General features: G+C 54.7%; 23 protein-coding genes. 16 read left to right on the forward strand and 7 right to left on the reverse strand.

Going from position 1 to position 26,856, the window contains the following annotated elements:
* The first annotated feature begins 100 nt into the window (after window positions 1-100).
* From OGY10_RS21075 to csiE, 6 genes are all read left to right on the forward strand, one after another.
* Window positions 101-1,609: a sugar ABC transporter ATP-binding protein gene (locus OGY10_RS21075; RefSeq protein ID WP_008785466.1), complete on the forward strand. Its 1,509-nt coding sequence runs from the start codon at window positions 101-103 to the stop codon at window positions 1,607-1,609.
* The gene (locus OGY10_RS21080; RefSeq protein ID WP_191226929.1) at window positions 1,602-2,591 is read left to right on the forward strand and encodes an ABC transporter permease; all 990 of its coding nucleotides are present in this window, start codon (window positions 1,602-1,604) and stop codon (window positions 2,589-2,591) included. The genes OGY10_RS21075 and OGY10_RS21080 overlap by 8 nt, the downstream gene beginning before the upstream one ends.
* A gap of 1 nt (window position 2,592) precedes the next feature.
* On the forward strand, window positions 2,593-3,546 hold the full coding sequence (locus OGY10_RS21085; protein ID WP_003037658.1) for an ABC transporter permease: 954 nt from the start codon (window positions 2,593-2,595) through the stop codon (window positions 3,544-3,546).
* A gap of 17 nt (window positions 3,547-3,563) precedes the next feature.
* On the forward strand, window positions 3,564-5,201 hold the full coding sequence (locus OGY10_RS21090; protein WP_191226928.1) for an FGGY-family carbohydrate kinase: 1,638 nt from the start codon (window positions 3,564-3,566) through the stop codon (window positions 5,199-5,201).
* Window positions 5,198-5,797: a KpsF/GutQ family sugar-phosphate isomerase gene (locus OGY10_RS21095; RefSeq protein ID WP_153752480.1), complete on the forward strand. Its 600-nt coding sequence runs from the start codon at window positions 5,198-5,200 to the stop codon at window positions 5,795-5,797. The genes OGY10_RS21090 and OGY10_RS21095 overlap by 4 nt, the downstream gene beginning before the upstream one ends.
* 957 nt (window positions 5,798-6,754) lie before the next feature.
* Window positions 6,755-8,032, forward strand: a complete 1,278-nt coding sequence (gene csiE, locus OGY10_RS21100) for a stationary phase inducible protein CsiE (RefSeq protein WP_008785471.1) — start codon at window positions 6,755-6,757, stop codon at window positions 8,030-8,032.
* Here csiE and OGY10_RS21105 read toward each other — a convergent pair.
* On the reverse strand, window positions 8,027-9,175 hold the full coding sequence (locus OGY10_RS21105; protein WP_008785472.1) for a 3-phenylpropionate MFS transporter: 1,149 nt from the start codon (window positions 9,173-9,175) through the stop codon (window positions 8,027-8,029). The genes csiE and OGY10_RS21105 overlap by 6 nt on opposite strands.
* A 493-nt stretch (window positions 9,176-9,668) precedes the next feature.
* Here OGY10_RS21105 and OGY10_RS21110 point away from each other — a divergent pair, with 493 nt between their 5' ends.
* The 4 genes from OGY10_RS21110 to OGY10_RS21125 all read left to right on the forward strand — a co-directional run bounded on the left by OGY10_RS21110 (window position 9,669) and on the right by OGY10_RS21125 (window position 14,634).
* Window positions 9,669-10,247 (forward strand): fimbrial protein, encoded by a 579-nt coding sequence (locus tag OGY10_RS21110; RefSeq protein WP_191226927.1) that lies wholly within the window; start codon window positions 9,669-9,671, stop codon window positions 10,245-10,247.
* An 83-nt stretch (window positions 10,248-10,330) separates the two neighbouring features.
* On the forward strand, window positions 10,331-11,023 hold the full coding sequence (locus tag OGY10_RS21115; RefSeq protein WP_032944234.1) for a fimbrial biogenesis chaperone: 693 nt from the start codon (window positions 10,331-10,333) through the stop codon (window positions 11,021-11,023).
* Window positions 11,024-11,065: 42 nt separating this feature from the next.
* Window positions 11,066-13,561 carry a fimbria/pilus outer membrane usher protein gene (locus tag OGY10_RS21120; RefSeq protein ID WP_286577374.1) on the forward strand — a complete coding sequence of 832 codons (2,496 nt, stop codon included), beginning with the start codon at window positions 11,066-11,068 and terminating at the stop codon, window positions 13,559-13,561.
* Window positions 13,552-14,634: a fimbrial protein gene (locus tag OGY10_RS21125; RefSeq protein ID WP_050592534.1), complete on the forward strand. Its 1,083-nt coding sequence runs from the start codon at window positions 13,552-13,554 to the stop codon at window positions 14,632-14,634. The genes OGY10_RS21120 and OGY10_RS21125 overlap by 10 nt, the downstream gene beginning before the upstream one ends.
* Window positions 14,635-14,638: 4 nt before the next feature.
* On the opposite strand, the gene hcaR is transcribed toward OGY10_RS21125, so the two are convergent.
* A complete protein-coding gene (gene hcaR, locus OGY10_RS21130) occupies window positions 14,639-15,520 on the reverse strand; it encodes a DNA-binding transcriptional regulator HcaR (RefSeq protein ID WP_032944239.1) in 882 nt (293 codons plus the stop codon).
* Window positions 15,521-15,655: 135 nt separating this feature from the next.
* Here hcaR and hcaE point away from each other — a divergent pair, with 135 nt between their 5' ends.
* Genes hcaE through hcaD form a run of 5 tightly spaced genes read left to right on the forward strand, consistent with a single transcriptional unit; the run spans window position 15,656 to window position 19,873 of the window.
* Entirely contained in the window at window positions 15,656-17,017 is a 1,362-nt protein-coding gene (hcaE, locus tag OGY10_RS21135; RefSeq protein WP_032944240.1) for a 3-phenylpropionate/cinnamic acid dioxygenase subunit alpha, read from the forward strand.
* The gene (gene hcaF, locus OGY10_RS21140; protein ID WP_191226925.1) at window positions 17,014-17,532 is read left to right on the forward strand and encodes a 3-phenylpropionate/cinnamic acid dioxygenase subunit beta; all 519 of its coding nucleotides are present in this window, start codon (window positions 17,014-17,016) and stop codon (window positions 17,530-17,532) included. Before hcaE ends, hcaF begins: the two co-directional genes overlap by 4 nt.
* The gene (gene hcaC, locus OGY10_RS21145; RefSeq protein ID WP_003037633.1) at window positions 17,532-17,852 is read left to right on the forward strand and encodes a 3-phenylpropionate/cinnamic acid dioxygenase ferredoxin subunit; all 321 of its coding nucleotides are present in this window, start codon (window positions 17,532-17,534) and stop codon (window positions 17,850-17,852) included. Before hcaF ends, hcaC begins: the two co-directional genes overlap by 1 nt.
* Window positions 17,849-18,661, forward strand: a complete 813-nt coding sequence (gene hcaB, locus OGY10_RS21150; RefSeq protein WP_191226924.1) for a 3-phenylpropionate-dihydrodiol/cinnamic acid-dihydrodiol dehydrogenase — start codon at window positions 17,849-17,851, stop codon at window positions 18,659-18,661. The genes hcaC and hcaB overlap by 4 nt, the downstream gene beginning before the upstream one ends.
* A gap of 9 nt (window positions 18,662-18,670) precedes the next feature.
* A complete protein-coding gene (gene hcaD, locus OGY10_RS21155; protein WP_191226923.1) occupies window positions 18,671-19,873 on the forward strand; it encodes a phenylpropionate dioxygenase ferredoxin reductase subunit in 1,203 nt (400 codons plus the stop codon).
* A gap of 92 nt (window positions 19,874-19,965) precedes the next feature.
* Here the strand turns inward: hcaD and glyA are convergent, their stop codons facing one another.
* Window positions 19,966-21,219, reverse strand: coding sequence for a serine hydroxymethyltransferase (gene glyA, locus OGY10_RS21160; protein WP_003835277.1), 1,254 nt, complete (start codon window positions 21,217-21,219; stop codon window positions 19,966-19,968).
* A gap of 326 nt (window positions 21,220-21,545) precedes the next feature.
* Here glyA and hmpA point away from each other — a divergent pair, with 326 nt between their 5' ends.
* Window positions 21,546-22,736, forward strand: a complete 1,191-nt coding sequence (hmpA, locus tag OGY10_RS21165) for an NO-inducible flavohemoprotein (RefSeq protein ID WP_003037624.1) — start codon at window positions 21,546-21,548, stop codon at window positions 22,734-22,736.
* A 101-nt stretch (window positions 22,737-22,837) separates the two neighbouring features.
* On the opposite strand, the gene glnB is transcribed toward hmpA, so the two are convergent.
* The 4 genes from glnB to qseE are packed head-to-tail and all read right to left on the reverse strand — an operon-like array spanning window position 22,838 to window position 26,767.
* Complete coding sequence (gene glnB, locus OGY10_RS21170) at window positions 22,838-23,176, reverse strand: nitrogen regulatory protein P-II (RefSeq protein WP_002914032.1); 339 nt, start codon at window positions 23,174-23,176, stop codon at window positions 22,838-22,840.
* Window positions 23,177-23,236: 60 nt separating this feature from the next.
* On the reverse strand, window positions 23,237-24,571 hold the full coding sequence (gene glrR, locus OGY10_RS21175; RefSeq protein ID WP_304502732.1) for a two-component system response regulator GlrR: 1,335 nt from the start codon (window positions 24,569-24,571) through the stop codon (window positions 23,237-23,239).
* The gene (gene qseG, locus OGY10_RS21180; protein ID WP_003835304.1) at window positions 24,571-25,314 is read right to left on the reverse strand and encodes a two-component system QseEF-associated lipoprotein QseG; all 744 of its coding nucleotides are present in this window, start codon (window positions 25,312-25,314) and stop codon (window positions 24,571-24,573) included. Before qseG ends, glrR begins: the two co-directional genes overlap by 1 nt.
* A 22-nt stretch (window positions 25,315-25,336) precedes the next feature.
* Complete coding sequence (gene qseE / locus OGY10_RS21185; protein WP_191227201.1) at window positions 25,337-26,767, reverse strand: two component system sensor histidine kinase QseE/GlrK; 1,431 nt, start codon at window positions 26,765-26,767, stop codon at window positions 25,337-25,339.
* Between the last annotated feature and the right edge of the window lie 89 nt (window positions 26,768-26,856).

Below are 26,856 nucleotides of genomic sequence, written 5' to 3' on the forward strand. Positions count from 1 at the left end.
TTTAGCCAACACCAGGGAACCTTAACGCCGACCGTCTGGTCGGCGCTATCAACCAAACTAACACTCAGCGTCCCCCCGGACGCGCGCAGGGGTATTGTCCATGGCAGACACCACCGCATTTATCACTCTTGAGAATATCAGCAAACAATTCCCGGGCGTGCTGGCGCTGGATAACGTGAATCTGACGCTGAGAAAAGGCGAAGTTCACTGTCTGGCGGGTCAAAACGGCTGTGGTAAAAGTACCATTATTAAAGTGATCTCCGGGGTTTATCATCCGGAAAAAGGCGCGCAGATTTTACTCGACGGAAAATTATTCCATCATCTGACGCCGCAGCTCTCTTCCCATTATGGCATTCAGGTTATTTATCAGGACCTGTCGTTGTTCCCCAACTTTAGCGTCGCAGAAAATATCGCGGTCAACCGCTATCTGCCGGGTGGTGATATCTGGGTGCGTCGTGGTGCCATGAAGCAGCAGGCGCTGGCAGCCATGAAACGTATTGGGGTGAATATCGATCCCGATAAAAAAGTTGAAAAACTCTCAATTGCTGATCGACAGCTGGTCGCCATTTGCCGGGCGATTGCCGCCGATGCGCGTCTGGTGATTATGGACGAGCCCACCGCCTCGCTAACCCGCCAGGAGGTTAATGGCCTACTGCGAGTAGTTAATGAACTGAAAGCGGCCGGAATTTGCGTCGTGTTTGTCAGCCATCGTCTGGATGAGGTGATGGAAGTGGCTGACCGCATCAGCGTAATGCGCGACGGCAAACTGGTGGGTACATACCCTGCCAGCGAACTCGACAGCCACGAGCTGGCCTTCCTGATGACCGGACAACGCTTCCACTACAGCCCGTTGCCGGAAAGGCCCGCGATTGAGCAAGAGCCGCTGCTTGAGCTGCGCAATCTGAGCCGCAGAGGCAAATACCAAAACATTAATCTGTCGCTGCACGGCGGCGAGATCGTCTCCATTGTTGGTCTGCTGGGTGCCGGGCGCACTGAGCTTTGTCTGAGCCTGTTTGGTATGACGCACCCGGAAAGCGGCGAGATTCGCATTAACGGTCAGCCGGTTACTCTGCGCAATAACCATGACGCCATCCAACACGGGATCGGCTATGTCTCAGAAGATCGCCTGACGCAGGGGCTGATCATGGAGCAGTCGATCTACGACAACACCATCGTCACGGTGTTTGATCAACTGCACACCGGTAGCGGTCTGCTCGATCATCGTAAAGCGCAAAAGTTGGTCGCCGATTTAATCCGCGAACTGAATATCAAAGTGTCCGATCCGCACCTGCCGGTCAAAACCCTTTCCGGCGGTAATGCCCAGCGTATCGCCATTGCCAAATGGGTGGCGACCAATCCCCGTATCCTGATCCTCGACTCGCCTACCGTCGGCGTAGATATCGCCAACAAAGAGGGCATTTACCAGATAGCCCGCGATTTGGCGGAACAGGGTATGGCGGTGCTGATGATTTGCGATGAAATCCCGGAAGCGTATTACAACAGCCACCGCGTGCTGGTAATGCGTCGCGGCAAGCTGGTGGCGGAATTTAATCCTCATCAATGCCGTGAAGAGGAGATTGCTGAAGTGGTCGAGGTAATCAATGAATAAGATGCATCTCTCCCGTTTAATCGGGCAACATGAGTTCTGGCTGGGCCTGCTGGTTGTAGCCCTTGCCGTTGGGCTGAGCATCACCACCGACGAGTTCTTGTCTTTGGGGAACCTGACGGATGTGGCCACCAGCTACGCGATTCTCGGCATCCTGGCCTGTGGGCTGTTTGTGGTGCTGATTTCCGGCGGGATCGATATCTCATTTCCGGCGATGACCGCGATAGCCCAGTATGCAATGGCCAGTTGGGTTATCGGTCACGGCGGCAACTTCGCGCTGGCGTTAATCATCGCCATTGCGGTGGGCCTGCTGCTTGGGCTGATCAACGGTTTTCTGGTCTATTGGCTACGCGTTCCGGCAATCATCATTACCATCGCCACGCTGAACGTCTACTACGGTCTGCTGGTTTACGCCACCAAAGGCACCTGGCTGTACGGCTTCCCGGACTGGTTTATGAACGGCATTAACTGGTTCTCGTTCACCGCGGCGGATGGCTACGACTACGGTTTGACCCTCCCCCTGCTGTGCCTGGCGGCGGTGATCATTTTTACCGCCGTGCTGATGAACTATACCCGTCTTGGCCGTCAGGTTTACGCCATGGGCGGCAACCGAGACGCGGCCTCGCGCCTGGGGCTGAATCTGCTGAAGCTGCATTTTTACGTCTATGGCTACATGGGCATTCTGGCAGGCGTTGCCGCCGTGGTTCAGGCGCAAATCACCCAGTCAGTTGCGCCCAATTCGCTGCTCGGCTTTGAGCTGACGGTGCTGGCGGCGGTAGTACTCGGCGGAACCAGCATGAGCGGCGGGCGCGGTACGTTGACCGGAACCCTGCTCGGCGTGGTTCTGCTGGCCTTCTTACAAAATGGCCTGACGCTGCTCAGCGTCTCCTCTTACTGGCACACCGTGTTCAGCGGCGCCATTATCCTGGTCAGCATTAGCGCCACGGCCTGGAACGAAAAACGCAAACTGGCAAGGGAGCTTTGAGATGAAAACAATCGCCAGATTTTTACCCGGTGATGCCATCATTCGTCTGCAATGCGTGATTATTGTGGTCGTCGCCCTGGTCTTCTCGGCCCTGCTCGGCAGCCGTTTTTTCAGCGTCGCTAACTTCCAGTCGATTGGCTCACAGCTACCAATCCTCGGCATGCTGGCCCTCGGGATGGGCATGACCATGCTGACCGGCGGCATTAACTTGTCGATTATTGCCGGGGCGAACGCATGCTCGCTGGTGATGGCGGCGATTATCGTCACCCATCCGGATAACCCGCTGTTTCTGGTGCTGGCGCTGCTGGCAGGCGCTGCCGTGGCGGTGGCTATCGGCACGCTCAACGGTGCGCTGATTGCCTGGGTCGGGGTTTCGCCTATTCTCGCCACGCTCGGCACGATGACGCTTATCTCCGGGCTGAATATTCTGCTTTCCAACGGGACGGTGATTTCCGGTTTCCCGACCGCCATTCAGTACCTTGGTAACGCCACGATTGCCGGTATTCCGGTGGCGCTACTGCTCTTTTTCCTGGTGGCAATCCTGCTGTGGGTACTGCTGGAACACACCACGCTTGGGCGCAGCCTGTATCTCGTTGGTTCCAATGAACAGGCTACCCGCTACAGCGGCGTAAATACCGTACGGGTACAAATTTCGGTGTACGTGATTTCTGCCCTGCTCGGCTGGGTCGCCGCCATTTTGATGATGGCGAAATTCAACTCAGCTAAAGCCGGATACGGTGAATCCTACCTGCTGGTCACCATCCTTGCCTCCGTCCTCGGCGGTATCAACCCGGATGGCGGCTTCGGGCGCATTATCGGCCTGGTGCTGGCACTGATTGTGCTGCAAATGCTGGAAAGCGGCCTTAACTTGCTGGGGGTCAGCAGCTATCTGACGATGGCGCTGTGGGGCGCGGTGCTGATCCTCTTTATCGCATTACAGAATCGTAAAGCCTGATTTCAGGAGAAAAAATTATGGCAAGTTACTTTATTGGTGTGGATGTCGGAACCGGAAGCGCCCGTGCTGGCGTGTTTGATCTCAACGGCAGAATGGTCGGTCAGGCCAGTCGGGCCATCGAGATTTACCGCCCGCAGGCCGATTTTGTTGAGCAGTCTTCCGATAACATCTGGCAGGCGGTGTGTAACGCGGTTCGCGATGCGATTAACCAGTCGGATATCAACCCTATCCAGGTGAAAGGTCTGGGCTTTGACGCGACCTGTTCACTGGTGGTGCTGGACAAAGAAGGTAAACCGCTGACCATCAGCCCGTCCGGGCGCAGCGAACAGAACATCATTGTGTGGATGGATCACCGCGCCATTACTCAGGCCGAGCGCATCAACGCCCTGCATCATCGGGTGCTGGACTACGTTGGCGGCATTATCTCCCCGGAAATGCAGACGCCAAAACTGCTATGGCTGAAGCAACATATGCCCAACACCTGGACCAATGCGGGATACTACTTTGACCTGCCCGATTTCCTGACCTGGCGCGCAACGGGCGATGACACGCGCTCATTGTGTTCGACGGTGTGTAAATGGACCTATATGGGCCATGAAGACAAATGGGATGCCAGCTATTTCCGCCAGATTGGGCTGGAAGATTTGCTGGAGCATGATGCCGCCAAAATTGGTCGCTACGTGAAAACCATGGGCGAACCGCTCGGTCACGGGCTATCTGCGCGCGCCGCCAGCGAAATGGGGCTGATTCCGGGGACCGCTGTCAGCGTCTCGATCATCGATGCCCACGCCGGTACCCTCGGCACGCTCGGGGCAAGCGGTGTTTCCGGCGAGGTGGCGGATTTTGACCGTCGTATCGCGCTGATTGGCGGCACTTCCACTGGACACATGGCGATTTCCAAAGAGCCGCGTTTTATCGGCGGCGTCTGGGGTCCTTACTACTCAGCCGTGCTGCCAGAATACTGGCTCAACGAAGGTGGACAGTCGGCAACCGGGGCGTTAATCGACCACGTTATTCAGTCGCATCCTTGCTACGAAACCCTGCTGGCGCAAGCTAAATCTCAGGGGCAGACCATTTACGAAGTGCTGAATGCGCTGCTGCGTAAAATGGCCGGTGAGCCGGAAGATATCGCATTTTTAACCCGCGATATGCACATCCTGCCCTATTTCCACGGCAACCGCTCGCCGCGCGCTAACCCAACGCTTACGGGCGCAATCACCGGACTGAAACTGTCACGTACGCCGGAAGATATGGCGCTACAGTACCTTGCGACCATCCAGGCCATTGCGCTGGGAACCCGCCATATCATTGAAACGATGAATCAAAGCGGCTACACCATCGATACGATAATGGCCAGCGGCGGCGGGACGAAAAACCCAATCTTCGTTCAGGAACATGCCAACGCCACCGGCTGCGCGATGCTGCTGCCTGAAGAGAGCGAAGCCATGCTGCTGGGTGGCGCCATGATGGGAACTATCGCCGCAGGTGTGTTCGAAACCTTCCCGGAAGCGATGTCGGCGATGAGCCGGATTGGTAAAACGGTTACCCCGCAAACAAATCGCATTAAGCAGTACTACGATCGCAAATATCGGGTATTCCACGAGATGTATCAGGATCATATGAAATACCGCCAGTTGATGCAGGAGGACGCATGAGCGACTCCTGGTCTCAGGCCACCGGCGTATTTCAGCTCTATAGCGATGCCCTGGCGGGTCTGGGGCAGCATCTGACTGAACCGCTCTGGCAGTCGCTGATGGCGGAGCTGCGCGGCTGTCGGGGGAAAATCGTCGTCACCGGCGTCGGCACCTCCGGCATTGCGGCGCGTAAAGTGGCGCATATGCTTGCGTGCGTGGAACGTCCGGCGATTTACCTCAACGCGACGGACGCGGCGCATGGCGATCTCGGTTTTTTACGCGCCAACGACCTGGTGATTATGCTGTCGCGTGGGGGGAATTCGGACGAACTCACCCGGCTGCTGCCCGGACTAAATGCGCGAAATGTGCCGATTCTGAGCGTGACTGAAAACGCCGATTCAGCCATTGCTAAAGCGTCGAGACTGGTGATTTCCACCGGCGTCCAGCGTGAGGCCGACCCGCTGAACATGTTGGCCACCACCTCAATTTTACTGGTGCTGGCTATCTTTGACGCCGCCTGCGCCTGCCTGATGAGCGAAAGCGGTTACTCAAAAGAGACGCTGTTGTCTGTGCATCCAGGTGGTGATGTGGGATTAACACTGAGCCGTGGTAAGTAACGCCAGACAGCGCTCTTGTTACCCACCTATTTGCAGGTGTAATGGCGGTCAGTTAAACATGTAGGGAGAACGTTTTACTCTGAATAAGTTTCCGTTCACCTTATGTGCATCGCTTCTCTGATATCGCTATACCCGTGAACGTGCAAGGGAGGCTCACCGCCGCCTCCCTTGCATCCCAGGCTCCCGGCGGGAAAATCGTCGCTGCGCGAGCTATTCGTCTTATTCCGTCTGCCTGTCGGGTCGGGGCCGAGCCTGCATCCATGCAGGCCGTCCCCTCTGCCCGCATCCCTGCGGGCAGACCCGGTCAGCCGTCAACGCCTCATCGATTTTCAGCCGGACCGGGGTCATCGCTTCAACGCTCTGACTTCCAGTTAAATCTGTTTTGCTGTTTTAACAAAAAACGCAGAAGGTGGGGTGTGAGCTGGTCCGGCTGAAAATTGCCGACGTGTTTCCGTAAGGCCGGGAGAGCCAGCATGAATGCTGGCTCAGGGCGCGCTTTACAGGGACGTTACATCGCGCCCGGCCCTGTAGCCTGGAGGAATAAGCTGAGGGAACCGCGGAGCGGCAATTTTCCCGCCGGGAGCCGGGATTGTTAAGGGTGCGGCGATAGCACCCTTAACACGTTCACTGGCGTTCAGTGTACAGAGAAGCGATGAACATAAGGTGAACGGAACCTTTTCTCGGAGAAAACATATTCATTATGCTCCGCCAACATATGTTGATACAGGAGCATTAACAGTACGTCATTGCGCAACCTGCCGGTTTATTTATATCTAACCAAAAGATAAAACAGTGAAAAAGCGGATTAACGCGCTGCGTTCCACTACCGCTATCTGTTCCGCACGTTAAAAATTCTGTGACGCTCTCCAGCATTCCTGGTGGAAAGCATTCCATTCTCAAAATCTATGAGCAAACTTTAGCTATTCTTATCAAACATACTCACGGGAGAATCTACAGATGATGTCAACGCTTGCCCCACCATCTGTACTTTCCGCTCCCCAGCGCCGTTGCCAGGTGCTGCTGACGCTTTTCCTGCCGGGGCAAATCGCTACTACACAAACCTTCAGCAGCCTCAACGGTGTCGATGATGCCACGGTTCAGGAAGATATTATTGGCGCAGGACTCGAAATCCAGCGCTATCACCGGCTCGCGATAGCCACCGCGCAGAATGGTGGCTATACGATCGAAGGGACCCCGCTAAATCAACGTCTGTGTCTGTTGCAGTGGCTGCGCCGTGGCCTGCGGATTTGCCCTGCCTTTATCGCCCAGCAGTTTACCCCGGCGTTAAAAGCAGAACTTAAACAACGGGGGATCGCACGTACTCTGTATGACGACACCAATCTGCATGCGCTCATTAATCTGTGCTCCCGGCGCTTGCAGAAGCCGTTTGAGTGTCGTGACATCCAGTTCCTGCGCCTGTATTTACAGTATTGCCTGCTACAGCATCACGCGGGGATCACCCCGGAATTTAACCCACTCCAGCAACGCTGGGCGCAATCCTGCGCGGAATATCCGCTCGCAGAGGAAATTGGCCGTCACTGGCAGCGCCACGTCATGCAGCGTGCACCGCTGGGCGAATCGCTGTTTATGGCGTTGCTGTTCTCAATGCTTCGTATCCCCGACCCGATTCGCGATAATCACCATCAGGATCGCCGCCTGCGTCTTGCTATTGCGCGGTTGGTGCTACGTTTTCGCGAGTATGGCAATGTGCGCTTCAGCGATGAGCAAGGGCTGAATGACCAGTTGTATATCCACCTGGCTCAGGCACTGAACCGCAGCGTGTTTGCCATCGGCATTGATAACACGCTGCCGGAGGAGTTCAGCCGCCTTTATCCCCGGCTGGTCCGTACTACCCGCGAGGCGATTCACGGCTTCGAGGCCGAATACGATGTGCAATTTTCCGAAGAAGAGATCGGGCTGGTGGCCGTTATTTTTGGCGCCTGGCTGATGCAGGAGAAGGATTTACACGAAAAGCAGATTATCCTGCTGACCGGTAGTAACGAACAACTTGAAGTGCATATAGAGCAACAGCTGCGCGAACTGACGCTGCTGCCGCTCAACGTAAAACATATGCCGATGCAGGACTTTCAAAAAGAGGGTGCCCCGCGCGGCGTAACGCTGATTATTACGCCTTACACCACGCCGTTACCGCTATTTTCACCCCCGTTGATTCATGCGGATCTGGCGCTTACGCCGCATCAGCAGCAGCAGATCCGCAAAATCCTCGAATCATAACGTTGCAGGCTGCGCGACCACTTTCGGGCGCAGAACGATTGCCGGGAGCGCCACCAGCGCCATCACCCAGAACACGCCGCTGCCCAGATTCTGGTACAGATAGCCCGCGAATACGGTCATGATAGCGATACTGCCGCCCATCGCTATCGCGGAATACACCGCCTGCAAACGAATAACTTCGCTCCCCTGGCGTGCCGCGATATAACGCATTGCCGCCAGGTGGCAGACGGTAAAGGTTCCGCAATGGAGGATTTGCACCACGATCAGCCACGGCAGCTCGGTGCTCCAGCCCATCAATCCCCAACGCACCACCCCGCAAACGGCGGAAAGCAGCAGCAGATCGCGGGCGCTGAAGCGACGGAACAGCTTGTGGCTAAGTGCGAAAATAATCACCTCCGCCACCACACCTAGTGACCATAAATAGCCCACCGCCGAAGCGGAATATCCGGCAGACTGCCAATAGATGGCGCTGAAACCATAATACGCAGCATGCGCCCCCTGTAGCAGACTCACGCAAGCAAGAAAACGCCAGCTCTGGGTTATCAGCGCGCGCCAGGCGGGCCATCCCGCACTCTCCTGCTGACGGTTTTCACCCGCTGGCTGCACGCTCGGGCGAATCATCATGCCCAGCAGCATCGAGGCGACGCCAAGCGATAGCAGGACCAGGATCACCCGATAGTCAAACAGGCTCACCAGTTTGCCGGTTAGCGCGGAGCCGATCACAAAAGCCACGGATCCCCACAGTCGCACCCGACCGTAATCCATGGTTATCTGTTTCTGCCAGGTGTTGGCCAGCGCATCGGTCAGCGGTACCAGCGGTGAGAAAAACAGGTTGAAGCCGACCATCACCACCATCAGCCACGCCACGTTGGTTCCCGCCCAGAAGGCCAGCGCAAACACCAGCGTCAACAGGGCCAGAATACGTAACGCTGAGATCAGCCGAGAGGGATCGCTCACACGCGGCGCAATCAGCAAACTACCGAGAAAACGGGCAATCAGCCCCGCGCCTAGCAGTAAACCGATGGTTTCCGGCGTCAGCCCTAACCCTTCGAGCCAAACGCTCCAGAAAGGCAGAAAGATACCGTAGCTAAAGAAGTAGGTGAAATAACCGAGCGCCAGCCAGCGCGTGGAATGCAAAGCCATGGGTCCTCCCGTTTTGGAAGCCCTAGTCTAATGACTCAAACCACATTCTGAAGAGTACTACCGTTCACATTTACGAAATAATTGTGACAAACATCACCTTTAACCAACACGATTGGTCATCCGCATCCGCAATCGTTTACATCTGTATGATTTTACAGCAGGGAACATGATGGGATGAATAAACAGTAATGCAAGGAATTGAATGGATTTTGCGAAAAATACTCAGCTGAATACCAAAATCCTTAATATCATCACAAGTATATCATTTAGCAGCCAATATTCGTGATTGCAATATTTTGACTCCGTACTAATTTAAAATTATTTAAATGTAATAGCAGTTAGCCCGTTCATTTTTAATAAATATAATCTGAAAATCTCACTTATTAATATGACTGCCAGCGCATATCGAATACCATTGCCCAGCAATTAATTTTGATCTTTGTCTTTTCATTAATTTAATTGCTAACAGGTTAATCAAATAAGAGGGACTTTAATGAACAAAATTGCAAAATCTATAGCGGTTAGCTTGCTGGCGCTTTCTGCGGGAAGCGCATGGGCGACGGACGGTAAAATTGAATTTACGGGTGAAATTCTAACCAGCACCTGTGAATTCGCCGATGGTGACGTCATCAACGTGGAACTGGGTCATTACGCCGCCGCACAGTTTAAAACTGTCGGTGATACCAGCCCGGCGATTCCGGTTAATATTCCGTTGGAAAACTGCCCAGCCTCCCCGTGGGAGCACGTTGATGGCACAACGGACAACTCGTTCCAGCTGTGGCTGGAAACGCGCGCTGGCGGCACTGTAGCCGATCACGACGATCTGGTCACCGTTAGCAGCATGGATACCGCCGCAACCGGCGTGGGCATCCGTATCGCAAGAGCCAGCGACAACGCAACGATGGTGCTGAATAAGCTGCCCGCGGCTGATTCAAAAATCAGCTTTGCCCCGGAAGCCGATGGCACCACTATCGTAGGGCTACAAGCCTATTACGTCTCCACTGTTGATCCTAAAGAGATCTCCCCAGGCGAAGCCAACGCCAGCGTTGACGTCACCATCGACTACCGCTAATCCCGTATACCGTCTCTTTCCATCCCTTCTTCCCGCTGGGATGGAAAGAGACGTTTTTTGACATCAGGTTAAGGATAACAGCGATGAAAAAAAACACCGCGCTCGCTTTGGCATTGGTGCTGGGCAGTTGGGTCAGCCAAAGCCTCGCTGGCGGTATTGTGCTACAGAGAACCCGTGTCATCTACGATGCCGGGAAAAAAGAGGCCGCGCTGCCGGTGGCTAACCACAGTGAAGGCCTGCCTTATTTATTGCAGTCGTGGGTCGACAATGCACAGGGAACCGCACGAGGCCCCTTTATTATTACACCGCCGCTTTTTCGCCTCGATGCTGATAACGATTCATCATTACGAATTATAAAATCATCTGAAAACATTGCTAACGATAAAGAATCGTTGTTCTTTATTAATGTGCGCGCTATTCCTGCCAAAAGCCAAACCACCGATGCGAATAATAATACGCTAACGCTGGTATTTAAAACACGAATAAAACTATTTTATCGCCCGACAAATTTAGTCGGCAAGCCGTACGATGCTTATAAATCTCTTGAATATAAATATAGCAATAATGAGTTAGATATATATAACCCATCGGCTTATCACGTCGTATTCGCCGGTCTTGCGTTAGGGAAAACCGATCTCACGAATAAAATCGATTACATCGCTCCCGGCGAGCATAAACGGCTGGCGGTCCCCGCAGCCGCAGGGAAAACGGTGCGGTGGGCCGCGATCAACGACTATGGCGGTACCACCAAAACAGAAACCCAGACACTGCAATAAGCCACGCCTCACGATGATAGCTCTCAGGGAATGACAAGCGATATGACGCAAAGAACGCCGAATTTATCAACCGTGAAGCCACTTGCCTTCTGGTTGCACTGCGCAATCGCCAGCGGATGCCTGGCCTCCGGCCATGCCTGGGCCGGTGACTTCTACTTTGACCCAACCCTTCTGGAAACGGAGAAAAGCGGCCAGCAGGCGGTGGATCTGGCGGTATTTTCGCAGAATAACGCCCAGCTTCCCGGCGAATATATTGTTGATATTTATATTAACAACAAGAAAACCGGTCAGCGTAGGCTGCCGTTTGTCGCGGGTAAAGACCACCAGTTGATTCCTCAGTTCACCCTCGGGCAACTGCGTGAGCTGGGCTTTAAAATCGACAACTATCCACAGTTGGCGGAGCAGGACAACGCCACGATAGTAGCCGACCTGACGCAGGCGATTCCCGGCAGCATCTCACAGTTTGATATCAACCACAGCCGACTGAATCTCAGCGTGCCGCAGATTGCCCTTTACCGTGACGCCCGCGGCTATGTAGATCCTGCACGCTGGGACGACGGGATGCCGGTTTTGTTCACCAACTACAACTTTAGCGGTTCGCAAAACCAGTACGACAACGACAGCGATCGGCGTCAGTATCTGAATATGCAAAATGGTGCCAACATCGGCCCCTGGCGACTGCGCAATTACTCGACCTGGGCGCACAGCGATAATGACACGCGTTGGGATAGCATTAATAGCTGGCTACAACGGGATATCAAAAGCCTGAAATCGCAGTTGGTGATAGGCGAGAGCGCCACCGAAGGCACGGTGTTCTCCAGCTATCAGTTTACCGGCGTGCGGCTGTACTCTGATGAAACCATGCTGCCCAACAGCCAGCGCGGCTTTGCGCCGACCATTCGCGGCATCGCCAACTCCAGCGCTATCGTGACGGTACGGCAAAACGGCTACACCCTGTATCAAAGCAACGTTCCGGCTGGGGCTTTTGAAATCAACGATCTCTACCCTTCGGCGTTCAGCGGCGACTTAGACGTCACTATCGAAGAAGCCGACGGCAGCATACGTCATTTCGTCCAGCCGTTCTCCGCGCTGCCGCAGATGCAAAGACCGGGTTATCTAAAATACAGCGTCACCGCGGGGCGCTTTCGCGCTGCCAGCTCGCAGGACAGCCACGAGCCGGAGTTCCTTGAAAGCACCGCCAGCTATGGTCTGAACAACGCGTTCACGCTTTACGGCGGCCTGAACGCCTCGCAGGACTACCGAGCGCTGGCGCTGGGCCTCGGCTCTACGCTTGGCGTTCTGGGGGCAGTATCGATGGACGTCAGCCGTGCGGACACTCAGCTTGATAACGATGAAAGCTATCATGGCTACAGCTGGCGCACCCAGTACATCAAAGACCTACCGGAAAGCGGCACCAGCGTGTCGCTAAGCTACTACCGCTACACCAGCAGCGGTTATTTCAACTTCTCCGACGCCAACCAGAAGGGTATCAACGGCGGCGATCACCTGCGCGATGAAGCTCAGTTCACTGTCAGCCAGACGTTGTTTTCTGGTATCAGTTTCTACGCCTCTGGCTCGCAGCAGGAGTACTGGGATCGCGAGCAGCAGGATAAAAACCTGTCCATTGGCCTGAACGGCAATCTGTGGGGCGTGAGCTATAACCTCAGCGCCCAGTTTACCGACTCACATGACAGCGACAACGACCGTACGCTGTCGCTCAGCCTGAGCGTGCCGTTGGATCGCTGGCTGTCGCATGCGCAGGCAACCTGGCGCACCACCGACCAGCGCGATCGCGCTACTCAGCACGAAGTGGGCATCAATGGCTCGCTGCTGGAAGACCGTCGGCTGACCTATAACCTGAAACAACGGCAAAGCGAAGGCGGCGATCCGGGCAGCAGCAGTCTGTACGGCAGCTACCGTTCTGCCTACGGCACCGTGAATGCCGGTTACGACTACAGCAGCGATAACCGCCAACTGAGCTACGGCCTCTCTGGCGGTATTGTCGCCCATCGTCACGGCGTGACCCTGTCGCAGTCACTGGGCAATGCCTTTGCGCTGATTGACGCCAACGGCGCGGCAGGGATCCGGGTGAAAAATTACCCCGGCATCGCCACCGACTATTTTGGCTATGCCGTGATCCCCTATCTGACCGCGTATCAGGAAAACGCCATCTCTCTCGATACCACAATGATGCCGGATAACGTCGACGTCACCGAAACGGTGCGCACCGTAGTGCCTAATCGCGGTGCCGCCGTAACGGCACACTTTATTGCCCAGACCGGCTACCGCGTACTGCTGAAACTCACCGATGCGCGCGGAAAAGCACTGCCCTTCGGCGCCATCGCCAGCAGTCAGACGCAGCAGAGCATCGTCGATGAAGGTGGCGTGCTGTATATCACTGGCGTAAACAGCCAGCCGCAGATCTGGTCCGTGCGCTGGGGTAATCAGCCAGATCAACAGTGCCAGTTTACCTTCAGCCTGCCGGAAGATGCTGCTCGCAACACCGCAATACAAAATGGGAACGCGCTATGTCAATAAAGAGTCTGTGGATGAAAAATGGGATTACCGCCGCGCTACTGGCGCTATCTATCACCCCGGTCTACGCGGTGACCGGGGCCTGCTCCGCGACGGGAAGCTTTAACGTCAATATAGCCAGCGACTGGACGCAAGCACAGAACGTCACGGGAACCTCGCTGGAACTGCCAACGCCGCTCTCAGGCAATGCTTATCAAATCGATTGCAGCTGTAGCGCGGGTAGCAAAGTGGCGTTGTACTATACGGTCACCAGCGCGCTATCTAAAAACGGTAAACTCAGCGGCTTTTACCAGTTGAATGATAATCTGGATATTAAAACTGAAGTTGATGACATTCCCGGGAAGACGGCGGTCACGCCGCAGAACACTAAACCTATCCAGGAAAGTGGCTCTTACAGCCCCAGCAGCAGCAAAGGTAGCGTGTGCACGGCTGACCCAGCGGAGATCCGCGCCGCGCCGGTAAACATTGGCGCGAGCACCCGTTTTACGCTGTACGTCACCAAACCCTTCCTGGGGGAACTGGTAATTCCAGACACCCTGGTCGCCTCAGTACAGGCCGGATGGACCAGTTCGTCCACCCCACCATCGGTGAGCAGCATGGAAGATATCGCCGAACTGCGCATCCAGGGGAGCATCACCGTGCCCCAGGATTGTAAAATCAACCAGGGCGACGTGATTCAGGTCGATCTCGGTTTTATCAACGCCAACCGTTTCACCACCAAGGACCAGATGCCGGACGGCTATACACCGGTCAATTTTGACATTCACTATGACTGCGGTGATACCTCAACCATCAAAAATAGCATGGAAATGAGGATTGATGCTGATGATGTGATTGAGCAGTACACGTTAGTCGCCCGCCGCCAGGAAGCCAATAACGTCCCGGACATCGGTGTGAGAATGGCCCGTATCGACGGCACCCATGTCAATGTCCCGTTCACAAATGGATTGATCAATATCGATCCTTCCGGCAAGGGAGTAATCAACCTGGAAGCCTGGCCGATTAATATGCTCGGCGGCACGCCCGCGCCGGGGAAATTTAGCGGTACCGCGACCATCACCGTTCTCGTGAAATAATGGCTCACAACATCGGCTGGCGCTGAGCCAGTTCGATAAAATGCTGCAGGGCGGGCTTTAGCTCGCCTTTTTTCCACGCCATCAACAGCGCAATGGTCGGAACATCGCCAACAATAGGGCGGAAAACCACCTGTCCGGTATTAAAATTATTCATATAACCGGGTATCAAAGTCACCCCCAGCCCCATGCCGACCAGGTTCATGGTCACCAGAATGTTGGTTGCCACCTGCACAATGTTGGGCTGGCTTTTTTGCTGCTGAAACCAGTTTTTGACAATCATCGCTAACGCGCCGGAGTAGGCCGGATCGGTGCTGACAAAATTCACGCCGTGTAGTTGTTCCGCGGAGATTGCTTGCTCATTAGCTAACGGATGATTCACCGGTAAAACCACGACTAACGGCTCATGAATCAGCTCCAGATAATCGAGATCCGGGCTGTACACCGGGTGGCGCATTAAGCCCACATCCAGCTCTCCACTCAGGATCTTCTCTTCCTGTTCGGTGGTGATCAGACTCACCAGCTCAATGAGCGTATCAGGCTGTTTTAAACGAAACAAAGGCAGCACCTTCGGCAGCAGATTTACCTCTGCGGAAGGGACAAAACCGATGGCGAAATGATTATCTTCCTGCACCGTTTTACGGGCACGAACTTTGGCGTTTTCCGCCTGTTCGAGGATCGCCAGCGCATCTTGTAAAAAGCACTCTCCCGCCGCCGTCAGCGCAACTTTTCGTTTATCCCGCACCAGCAACGGAACGCCCACGCACGTTTCCAGATCGCGGATCTGGCTGCTTAACGACGGCTGAGAGGTATGCAGCTTCTCTGCCGCTCGGGTGAAATTCAGCGCCTGCGCCACCGCTACGAAATAGCGTAAGTGCCTCAGTTCCATGCCCTTCTCCTTGTTATCGAAAAAATGTCTCAACTGGTAGAAATTTACTATTTCACAGATTGATAACTAACCAGCAACATCCTTAAGGTACAAAAAAAGAAGGTCAATACATCTTAGCTTTCAGGATTAAAAAATATGACCACACCCTCAAATTTAGACATCTACCAACTGATCGACACGCAAAACGGTCGCGTAACCCCACGAATTTATACCGACCCTGAAATTTACCAACTGGAGCTGGAACGCATCTTCGGACGCTGCTGGTTATTTCTCGCCCACGAAAGCCAAATCCCCAAACCCGGTGATTTTTTTAACACCTACATGGGCGAGGATGCAGTTGTGGTGGTTCGCCAGAAAGACGGCAGCATCAAAGCGTTTCTCAACCAGTGTCGCCACCGCGCAATGCGCGTCAGCTACGCCGACTGCGGTAATACCCGCGCCTTCACCTGCCCGTATCACGGCTGGTCGTACGGCATTAACGGCGAGCTGATCGACGTTCCGCTGGAACCGCGCGCCTACCCGCAAGGGCTGTGCAAATCGCACTGGGGGCTGAACGAAGTTCCTGGCGTAGAGAGCTACAAGGGACTGATTTTCGGCAACTGGGATACCTCCGCGCCTGCGTTGCGCGATTATCTCGGCGATATCGCCTGGTATCTCGACGGTGTGCTGGATCGTCGTGAAGGCGGCACCGAAATCGTCGGTGGCGTACAAAAGTGGACCATCGATTGTAACTGGAAATTCCCCGCCGAACAGTTTGCCAGCGACCAGTATCACGCGCTGTTCAGCCATGCCTCGGCCGTGCAGGTGCTGGGGGCAAAAGACGACGGCAGCGACAAGCGCCTGGGCGACGGACAAACCGCCCGCCCGGTATGGGAAACCGCCAAAGACGCGCTACAGTTCGGTCAGGATGGGCACGGCAGCGGATTTTTCTTTACCGAAAATCCCGATGCCAACGTCTGGGTCGACGGCGAAGTCTCCAGCTACTACCGTGACACCTACGCGGAAGCCGAGCAGCGTCTGGGAAAAGTTCGCGCTCTGCGTCTGGCCGGTCACAACAACATTTTCCCAACGCTTTCCTGGCTCAACGGTACTGCCACCTTAAGGGTCTGGCATCCGCGCGGGCCGGATCAAGTTGAAGTATGGGCATTCTGTATTACCGATAAAGCCGCCTCTGATGAAGTGAAAGCCGCGTTTGAAAACAGCGCCACGCGCGCCTTTGGCCCCGCCGGATTCCTGGAGCAGGACGACTCGGAAAACTGGTGTGAAATTCAAAAACTGTTGAAGGGTCATCGCGCACGCAACACCAAGTTGTGTCTGGAAATGGGGCTTGGCCAGGAGAAACGTCGTGAAGACGGCATTCCGGGGATCACCAACTACATCTTTTCGGAAACCGCCGCGCGCGGCATGTATCAGCGCTGGGCCGATTTACTCAGCAGCGAAAGCTGGCAGGAAGTGCAGGAAAAAACCGCCGCTTACCAGCAGGAGGTGATGAAATGAGCACCTTAGTTTCTCAGGAACTACACCATCGCATTACACAGTTTCTCTACCATGAAGCCAGCCTGCTGGATGACTGGAAGTTTCGTGACTGGCTGGCACAACTGGATGAAGACATTCGCTACACCATGCGTACGACGGTCAATGCCCAGACGCGCGATCGTCGCAAAGGCGTGCAGCCGCCGACCACCTGGATTTTCAACGACAACAAAGACCAGCTCGAACGTCGTATCGCGCGGCTGGAAACCGGCATGGCCTGGGCGGAAGAGCCACCGTCGCGTACCCGGCACCTGATCAGCAACTGCCAGGTCAATGAAACTGGAGTTCCCGACGTCTTTGCCGTTCGCCTTAATTATCTGCTGTATCGCGCGCAAAAAGAGCGCGATGAAACCTTTTACGTCGGCATGCGCATAGACAAAGTGCGCCGTTTGCCGGGCGATGAGTGGCGCTTACTGGAGCGTGAGATCGTGCTGGATCAAGCGGTGATCACCTCCCATAACCTGAGTGTACTGTTCTGATGAGTCGTGTTTATGCTTGCCCCGTAGGGGATTTGCCGGAGGGTGAAGCGCTCCGGCTTGATACCTCGCCCGTCATCGCGCTGTTCAACGTTGGCGGCGAATTCTATGCCATTAACGATCGCTGTAGCCACGGTAACGCCTCGATGTCGGAAGGCTATCTGGAAGACGACGCTACGGTGGAATGCCCGCTGCATGCCGCCAGTTTTTGCCTGAAAACCGGCAAGGCGTTGTGTCTACCCGCCACCGATCCGCTAACCACCTACGCGGTATATGTGGACGGTAGCGATGTGTTTGTTGATATTCCAGAGGACGCTAGATGAGCGATTTACGCGATAACGTGGTCTTTATCTCCGGCGGCGGCTCCGGTCTTGGCCTGGCGCTGGTCGAGCGTTTCATCGAAGAAGGTGCGCGGGTCGCCACACTGGAGCTGTCGCCAGCTAAAGTTGCCAGCCTGCGTCAGCGCTTTGGCGAACATGTGCTGGCAATCGAAGGCAACGTCACCTGCTACGCCGACTATCAGCGCGCGGTAGATCAAATCCTGACGCATTACGGTACGCTGGACTGTTTTATCGGAAATGCGGGGATATGGGATCACAATGCCTCGTTGGTCAATACGCCTGCGGATGCGCTGGAGAGCGGCTTTCATGAGCTGTTTAACGTCAACGTGCTGGGCTATCTGCTGGGCGCGAAAGCCTGTGCCGCTGCGCTTATCGCCAGCGAAGGCAGCATCATCTTTACCCTGTCCAATGCGTCGTGGTATCCCGGCGGCGGCGGCCCGCTGTATACCGCCAGCAAACATGCGGCTACCGGGCTGATTCGCCAGCTGGCCTACGAGCTGGCACCAAAGGTACGTGTTAACGGTGTCGGTCCGTGCGGTATGGCGACAGATCTACGCGGCCCGCAGGCGCTGGGACAAAACGATACATCGATTATGCAGTCACTGACGCCGGAAAAAATCGCCGCTATTTTGCCGCTACAGTTTTTCCCTGAGCCTGCGGATTTTACCGGCCCGTATGTAATGCTGGCGTCAAAACGCAACAACCGCACATTAAGTGGCGTGATGATCAATGCCGACGCCGGTCTGGGTATTCGCGGTATTCGTCACGTCGCCGCCGGACTGGCTCTCTGAGGAGATGTTATGAACCCAAAAACTATCGCTATCGTCGGCGGCGGTCAGGCGGCGGCTATGGCTGCCGCTGCACTGCGCCAACAAGGTTTTGACGGCGAATTACACCTGTTTTCCGATGAGCATCATCTGCCCTATGAACGCCCACCGCTCTCCAAAGCGATGCTACTGGACGACAATCCGCAACTTCAGCCGATACTCCCCGCTGACTGGTGGCGGGAACACAACGTACAGCTGCATCTGGGGGTTACTGTGCAGACGCTCGGCCGCCAAACGCATCAGTTGGTGCTGGCTAATGGGCAGAGTTATCCATGGGATCGGCTACTGATTGCAACGGGCGCTGCGGCACGCCCCTTTCCGCAACTGGATAAGCTGGGCGATCGTTGCTTCACCCTGCGCCACGCGGGCGATGCCGAGCGCCTGCGCGACAATTTATTGCCGGGCAAGTCGATTGTCATTGTCGGTGCGGGCACCATTGGTCTGGAACTGGCGGCCAGCGCGACTCAACGCGGCTGTCAGGTGACAGTGGTGGAGCTGGCGCCAACGGTCATGGGCCGCAACGCGCCTGCTCCGGTGCGCGACTACCTGCTAGCCCGCCACCAACTTGCGGGCGTGCGGGTACTGCTTAACAGCGCTATTGAGCATGCCGAAGCGGGAGAGTGTCTCTCGCTCATGCTGCAAAACGGCGAAACTCTCACCGCCGATGCGGTGATCTATGGTATCGGTATCGTGGCGAACGATATGCTGGCCCGCGAAGCGGGACTGGAGACAGTGAACGGCATTATCGTTGATGCCGCCTGCACCACCTCCGATCCCGCGATTTTCGCCGCCGGTGACGTAGCGATAACGCGCCAGGCTGACGGTTCGTTAGTACGCGTGGAAAGCTGGGAAAACGCCAATTTTCAGGCACAGGTTGCCGCCGCCGCGATGCTCAATCAACCGCAGCCAGCAGCAACGCCGGGCTGGTTCTGGACCGATCAGTACCGTGATAATCTACAGTTTGTCGGCGAAATGCAGGGTGAGAACTGGCTCCTACGCGGCGATCCTGATGCGCAGAAAGCAATATGGTTTAACCTACAGGATGGCATGATTGTCGGCGCAGTAACGTTGAATCAGGGCCGAGAAATACGTTTATTGAGAAAATGGATTCAGGCAAAGAAAAAGCCGCCAGTGGCGACTTTAATCGATGAAACAATCTTGCTTAAGTCAATATAACTGCCGGATGGCACTTCGTTTATCTGGCCTACATGTGAGTTACCTGTAGGCCGGATAAGGTGTTTACACCACCATCTGGCAATCCGTATTACTTACGCGTAAACCGGGAAACGTGCACAGATATCCAGCACTTTACCTTTGACGCGCTCGATAACAGCTTCGTCATTGATGTTGTCCAGAACGTCACACATCCAGCCAGCCAGCTCTTTCACTTCAGCTTCTTTAAAGCCACGGCGAGTCACAGCCGGAGAACCGATACGGATACCGGAAGTCACAAACGGGCTCTTCGGATCGTTCGGTACGCTGTTTTTGTTAACGGTGATGTTAGCACGGCCCAGCGCGGCGTCAGCTTCTTTACCGGTCAGGTTTTTATCAACCAGATCCAGCAGGAACAGGTGGTTTTCAGTACCGCCAGAAACCACTTTGTAGCCACGGTTCAGGAACACTTCCACCATCGCTTTGGCGTTTTTGGCAACCTGCTGTTGGTAAACCTTGAACTCAGGCTCCATCGCTTCTTTCAGCGCCACAGCTTTCGCCGCGATCACGTGCATCAGCGGGCCGCCCTGCGCGCTTGGGAACACAGCGGAGTTCAGTTTTTTGTACAGCTCTTCGTCACCGCCTTTCGCCAGGATCAGGCCACCGCGTGGACCTGCCAGGGTTTTGTGGGTGGTGGTGGTCACAACGTGTGCGTGTGGAACCGGGTTCGGATAAACGCCTGCGGCAATCAGACCTGCAACGTGCGCCATATCGACGAACAGATATGCACCGATGCTGTCGGCGATTTCGCGCATTTTTGCCCAGTCAACAACGCCGGAGTAAGCAGAGAAGCCACCGATGATCATCTTCGGTTTGTGCTCTTTGGCCTGCTTCGCCATGTCTTCGTAGTCAATTTTGCCGGACTCATCAATACCGTAAGGGATGATGTTGTACAGTTTGCCGGAGAAGTTAACCGGGGAGCCGTGAGTCAGGTGGCCGCCTTGTGCCAGGTTCATACCCAGAACGGTATCGCCCGGTTGCAGCAGAGCGGTGTAAACAGCAAAGTTAGCCTGAGAGCCGGAGTGCGGTTGTACGTTAGCGTAGTCAGCGCCAAACAGCTCTTTTGCGCGATCGATAGCCAGTTGCTCAACGATATCAACGTACTCGCAACCGCCGTAGTAGCGCTTGCCCGGATAACCTTCAGCATATTTGTTGGTCAGCTGAGAACCCTGCGCCTGCATAACACGCGGGCTGGTGTAGTTTTCGGAGGCGATCAGTTCGATGTGCTCTTCCTGACGTACTTTTTCCTGCTCCATAGCCTGCCACAGTTCGGCATCATAATCGGCAATGTTCATTTCACGCTTTAACATCCGCATCTCCTGACTCAGCTAACAATAAAATTTTCGGCCTTAAAAGGCGGTCCGTAGGACAACGGCGAACAGTATAACCGAATCATTCTTCGATAACAGGTCTTGACAAAGGATTTTACGCAAACGATTACCTTCACGGTACGCAAGGCTTTGGAGAACAAAGGTCTGCTGAATTTCAACGGATTTCTTTTCAGGTTTGTGATGCAGATTTTTCACGATGTAACCTTTACAACGCAAAGTTACAAAGAACCATTTACAATGCAGGGGTATTTTTTATAAGATGCATTTGACATACATCATTAAAGTTTCAGATAAAGGAAGACCGTATGCTTGACGCACAAACCATCGCTACAGTGAAAGCCACCATTCCCCTGCTGGTTGAAACAGGTCCGAAGCTGACCGCCCATTTCTACGACCGCATGTTTACGCATAACCCAGAGCTGAAAGAAATCTTCAACATGAGTAATCAGCGTAATGGCGATCAGCGTGAAGCGCTGTTTAACGCTATTGCCGCGTATGCCAGCAATATCGAAAACCTGGCGGCACTGTTGCCGGCTGTTGAGAAAATCGCACAGAAGCATACCAGCTTCCAGATTAAACCCGAGCAGTACAACATCGTGGGTGGCCATTTACTGGCAACGCTGGACGAAATGTTCAGCCCAGGCCAGGAAGTTCTGGATGCGTGGGGCAAAGCATACGGCGTGCTGGCGAACGTTTTCATCAACCGTGAAGCGCAAATCTACAGCGAAAATGCCAATAAAAATGGCGGCTGGGAAGGTACCCGTCCTTTCCGTATCGTGGCAAAAACCCCACGCAGTGCACTTATCACCAGCTTTGAATTTGAACCTGTCGACGGTGGCGCAGTAGCTGAATATCATCCGGGGCAATATCTGGGCGTCTGGTTAAAGCCGGAAGGTTTCCCGCATCAGGAAATTCGTCAGTACTCACTGACCCGTAAACCCGATGGCAAAGGCTACCGTATTGCGGTTAAGCGTGAGGACGGTGGTCAGGTTTCAACCTGGCTGCACAACCATGCGAATGTTGGCGACGTTGTTCACCTAGCCGCACCTGCGGGCGATTTCTTTATGGACGTTGCGACCGACACCCCGGTATCTCTGATCTCCGCGGGCGTGGGACAAACCCCAATGCTGGCGATGCTGGATACGCTGGCAAAAGCGAAGCATACGGCACAGGTTAACTGGTTCCACGCGGCAGAAAATGGTGACGTGCATGCCTTCGCTGATGAAGTCAATGAACTCGGCAAAACGCTGCCACGCTTTAGCGCACACACCTGGTATCGTGAGCCAACCGAAGCCGATCGTGCGAAAGGTGCCTTTGATAGCGTAGGTCTGATGGATTTGAACAAACTGGAAAGCGCAATCAGCGATCCGGCGATGCAGTTTTATCTGTGCGGTCCGGTTGGTTTCATGCAGTTCGCCGCGAAGCAGTTGGTCGGTCTGGGCGTGAAAAACGAGAACATTCATTACGAATGCTTCGGTCCGCACAAAGTCTTGTAATGTGTTACGCGAGTAGGCCGGATAAGGCGTTTACGCCGCCATCCGGCAATCACTCTGCCTGATGCGCTACGCTTATCAGGCCTACAAATTAACGGCGCGGCTTAGATTGCCGCGTCGTCTTCTTCACCGGTACGAATACGAATAACGCGTGCCACGTCGAAGACAAAAATCTTACCGTCACCGATCTTGCCGGTCTGGGCAGTACGGATAATGGTGTCGACGCAGGTATCGACGATGTCGTCGGTAACCACAATTTCAATTTTTACCTTCGGCAGAAAATCCACCATATATTCCGCGCCACGGTACAACTCGGTATGGCCTTTCTGACGGCCAAAACCTTTCACTTCTGTCACAGTCATACCGGTAATGCCGACTTCTGCCAGCGCTTCGCGGACGTCGTCCAGCTTGAAGGGTTTAATAATCGCATCAATCTTTTTCATGCTATTCCTTGAAAAGGTCGCCTGTCTTTTGATCGAATAAAGCTAACATAATCCGCAGATTTATTCTTTGAAATCGTTTGCATCCAGCTCGTGCCGAGAAAGCAATTTATAGAATTCGGTGCGGTTGCGCCCCGCCATTCTTGCCGCGTGGGTCACATTGCCCTTGGTGATTTGCAGCAGCTTACGCAGATAGTTGAGCTCAAACTGGTTACGCGCCTCAACAAAGGTCGGCAGCGCGGTGTTTTCCCCTTCCAGCGCCTGCTCCACCAGCGCGTCGCTGATCACCGGCGAAGAGGTCAACGCCACGCACTGCTCAATTACGTTGACCAGCTGACGCACGTTGCCCGGCCAGCTGGCGGTCATTAACCGCTTCATGGCATCGGTTGAAAAGGCGCGTACGAACGGTTTGTGCCGTTCAGCAGACTGGCGCAGCAGATGGTTCGCCAGCAGCGGAATATCTTCCGTACGCTCGGCCAGCGCAGGGATCTTCAGGCTCACCACATTGAGGCGATAGTACAAATCCTCGCGAAATTCGCCCCGTGCCATCGCTTTGGGTAAATCGCGGTGGGTCGCAGAAACGATCCGCACATCAATGTCGATATCGCGGTTACTGCCCAACGGTCTGACTTTTCGTTCCTGCAATACGCGCAGCAGTTTCACCTGTAACGGCGCAGGCATATCGCCAATCTCATCGAGAAACAGCGTACCGCCTTCTGCGGCCTGAAACAGCCCTTCACGATTGCTCACCGCACCGGTAAAAGCACCGCGCGCATGACCAAACAGTTCTGATTCCAGCAGTTGTTCCGGCAACGCGCCGCAGTTAATGGCAATGAAAGGTTTTTGGCTGCGTGGGCTGGCATTGTGAATAGCCTGAGCGAAAACTTCTTTCCCGGTTCCGCTTTGACCGTTGATCAAGACGCTAACGTCCGATTGCGCCACCATCCGCGCCTGTTCCAGCAGGCGTAGCATCAGCGGGCTGCGGGTAACGATAGATTCGCGCCAGCTGTCATCGGTGGCGGGCGCAGACTGTTCCAGCGCCCCGTCAATCGCGTGATATAACGCGTCCTTGTCGACTGGTTTAGTGAGGAAACTGAACACCCCTTGCTGGGTCGCCGCAACGGCGTCCGGGATGGAGCCGTGAGCGGTCAGGATAATCACCGGCATTCCAGGCTGTACTTTCTGGATTTCAGTAAACAGCTGCATGCCATCCATTTCATCCATGCGCAGATCGCTAATAACCAGATCCACTTTTTCACGGTTCAGCACCCGTAACCCTTCCTGCCCACTTTCCGCGGTCACGACGCTGTAGCCTTCGCTGGTCAGTCGCATTCCAAGTAATTTCAACAGGCCCGGATCGTCATCCACCAGCAGCAGATGCGCGGGCTTACGGCTTATCATGGCGTAACCTCATCGGCAGACGGCGCTGCGCCTTCTTCGTTATCAGGCGTAGTGAGTTTATCGTTCCCGTGCAGCGCATCAGGATTGTAGTTACCGCCAGGTTTGCGCGTGGAAAGCTGGCGCTCAATATCGGTCAGATTCTCCAGCTTGCGGGTCGTGAGATCGAGCTGGGACTGCAAATGCTGTTGCTGTTGGCGCAGCGTATCGAGATCGCTGTCGGACGCCTGCTGGAGTTTACTGTAGCGCATACGCTCTTCGGCAAGCTGCAACTGCAACGTTTGGCTACTGCGCCATACCTGATACAGCGGGCGTACCTGCGGCGGAATTTGCGGGCTTAACGCATCGAGGCGCGTAACAGCCTCCCGCCTTTCAGGTGGCGTAATGTTGGCGTTATCGAGCAGGATCCCACGCCTGAATGCGCCCTGCCAGGTATCTGTCATCAGGGTGCTGGCTTCACTACGCGCCTGCACCGGCATCAGGCGATTGGCACAATCCATCGCCCGCAGCCAGTACAACGGATTGGTTTCTGTAGACTGGCCAGACAGCGACCAGATATCCGTACAGTCGGTTGCAAGGTAGTCCGCCAGTTGATTAGGCGGAATTTTCTCCTGCGAGGGATCGCCGATAATATGATTCACCGCGTTCGGGACACAACCAACCAGCGCCAGGCACGGCAGGCTTGCGAGGATGACGCGACGAAGAAAATGTCGTTTAAGCATTCGGACAACAACGTATGGCATACTCACCAGACTTAAGTTTATTTTAGTGATTTTTCGCAGCAGCTAGCGGCAGTTCTATGCGAAAACAAACGTTTTGCGCATGGTCATCAACCAGATACAGCTTGCCCCGCATACGGCGGATGCAATCTCTGGCAATGCTTAGCCCCAACCCGCTTCCTTTTACCGCCCCTTTTCGCTGATGACTCCCCTGGAAAAAAGGCTCGAAGATCATGGTCTGTTCTGCTTCTGGAATCGGTGTGCCGGTATTCATTACATCGATGTATACCGTTGAGCCATGCAAACTGCTGCGGATCCAAATGTTACCGGATTCAGCACCATAGTGCACAGCATTGGAATAAAGATTGTCCAGCACGCTCATCAACAGCATCGGTTCTGCCAGGCAGGTGTTCACCGCAAGCGCAACATCAGTATGTATCATTTTGGCGCGAGCGGGCAGGCTATGCGCAGAAACAACGCTTTCCACCAACGGCGCGATTTCCACACTTTCAAGTTCCACCTCGTCATCCGCCAGCTTGCGGTTGTAATCGAGGAGTTGTTCAATCAGCTTTTGCAGGTTGCGGCTGCTGTCATCCAGAATACCGACCACCTCTTTTTGCTCCGGTGTTAACGGACCAACCACCTGATCGGCCAACAATTCGGTACCTTCGCGCATGCTCGCCAGCGGCGTTTTCAGCTCATGGGAAAGATGGCGTAAAAACTGATGCCGTTGCGACTCAAGCCAGGAGAGGCGTTCGCTTAACCAGATGATACGCTGCCCCACAGATCTCAGCTCCCGTGGCCCGGTAAATAATATGCTATCCCCCAGCGAGCGCCCTTCTCCCAGACAGTTGATCATCCGTTCAATGCCCTTCACCGGGCCGATAATCATGCGGGTAAACAGCAAGACCATCGCCAGGCTGACGAGAAACAGCACCAGTGCCTGCCAGCCAAAAAACTGCCCGCGTTCGGCTATTTCCTGCTGTAACTGCTGCCCACGAGAAAAGACCACGGTACGCGTCGCTTGCACCATCTCGGTATTGGCATTGGCGAACGCTTCCAGCCGTGCAGCCGACACACTGTCAGGACCACTGTTTTTACACTGCAACTGCGCGAGATCGTTAAGATCCTGACGCAACGCCTGGTAGAGCTTGGTATCCGGCAACACCCCCGCATGCGCATCCAGCATGTCGCTGTAGCGTTTACGCTGGCTTTGGTAGACCCTGGCCAATGTTGGGTCATCAAGCACGCAGTATTGCCGATAGCTGCGCTCCATCTCCAGCGCGACGTTGGTCATCGCCTCGCTGCGTCTGGCATCAATCAGCGTGGTGCGGTTTGTCAGCGCAGCCTGCGCGCTCAGGGCATTCAGACTTTGCCATGCCTGCCAGGCCAGAACTAACAACGGCAGCAGGATAAGCAAGAAGGCCAACGTCACCAATTGACGTAAAGATCGGGGAAAAACTGACCAGCGCTTCAAGGCGTTACTCTCAATGGACAGGAATAGATTGATGCTAACTGAGGGGAACGCCAGATACAACAAAGCCGGGATTAACCCGGCTTTGTTGT

Source organism: Citrobacter sp. Cpo148, assembly GCF_030332375.1.
GTDB classification, from domain to species: Bacteria; Pseudomonadota; Gammaproteobacteria; order Enterobacterales; family Enterobacteriaceae; genus Citrobacter; species Citrobacter portucalensis.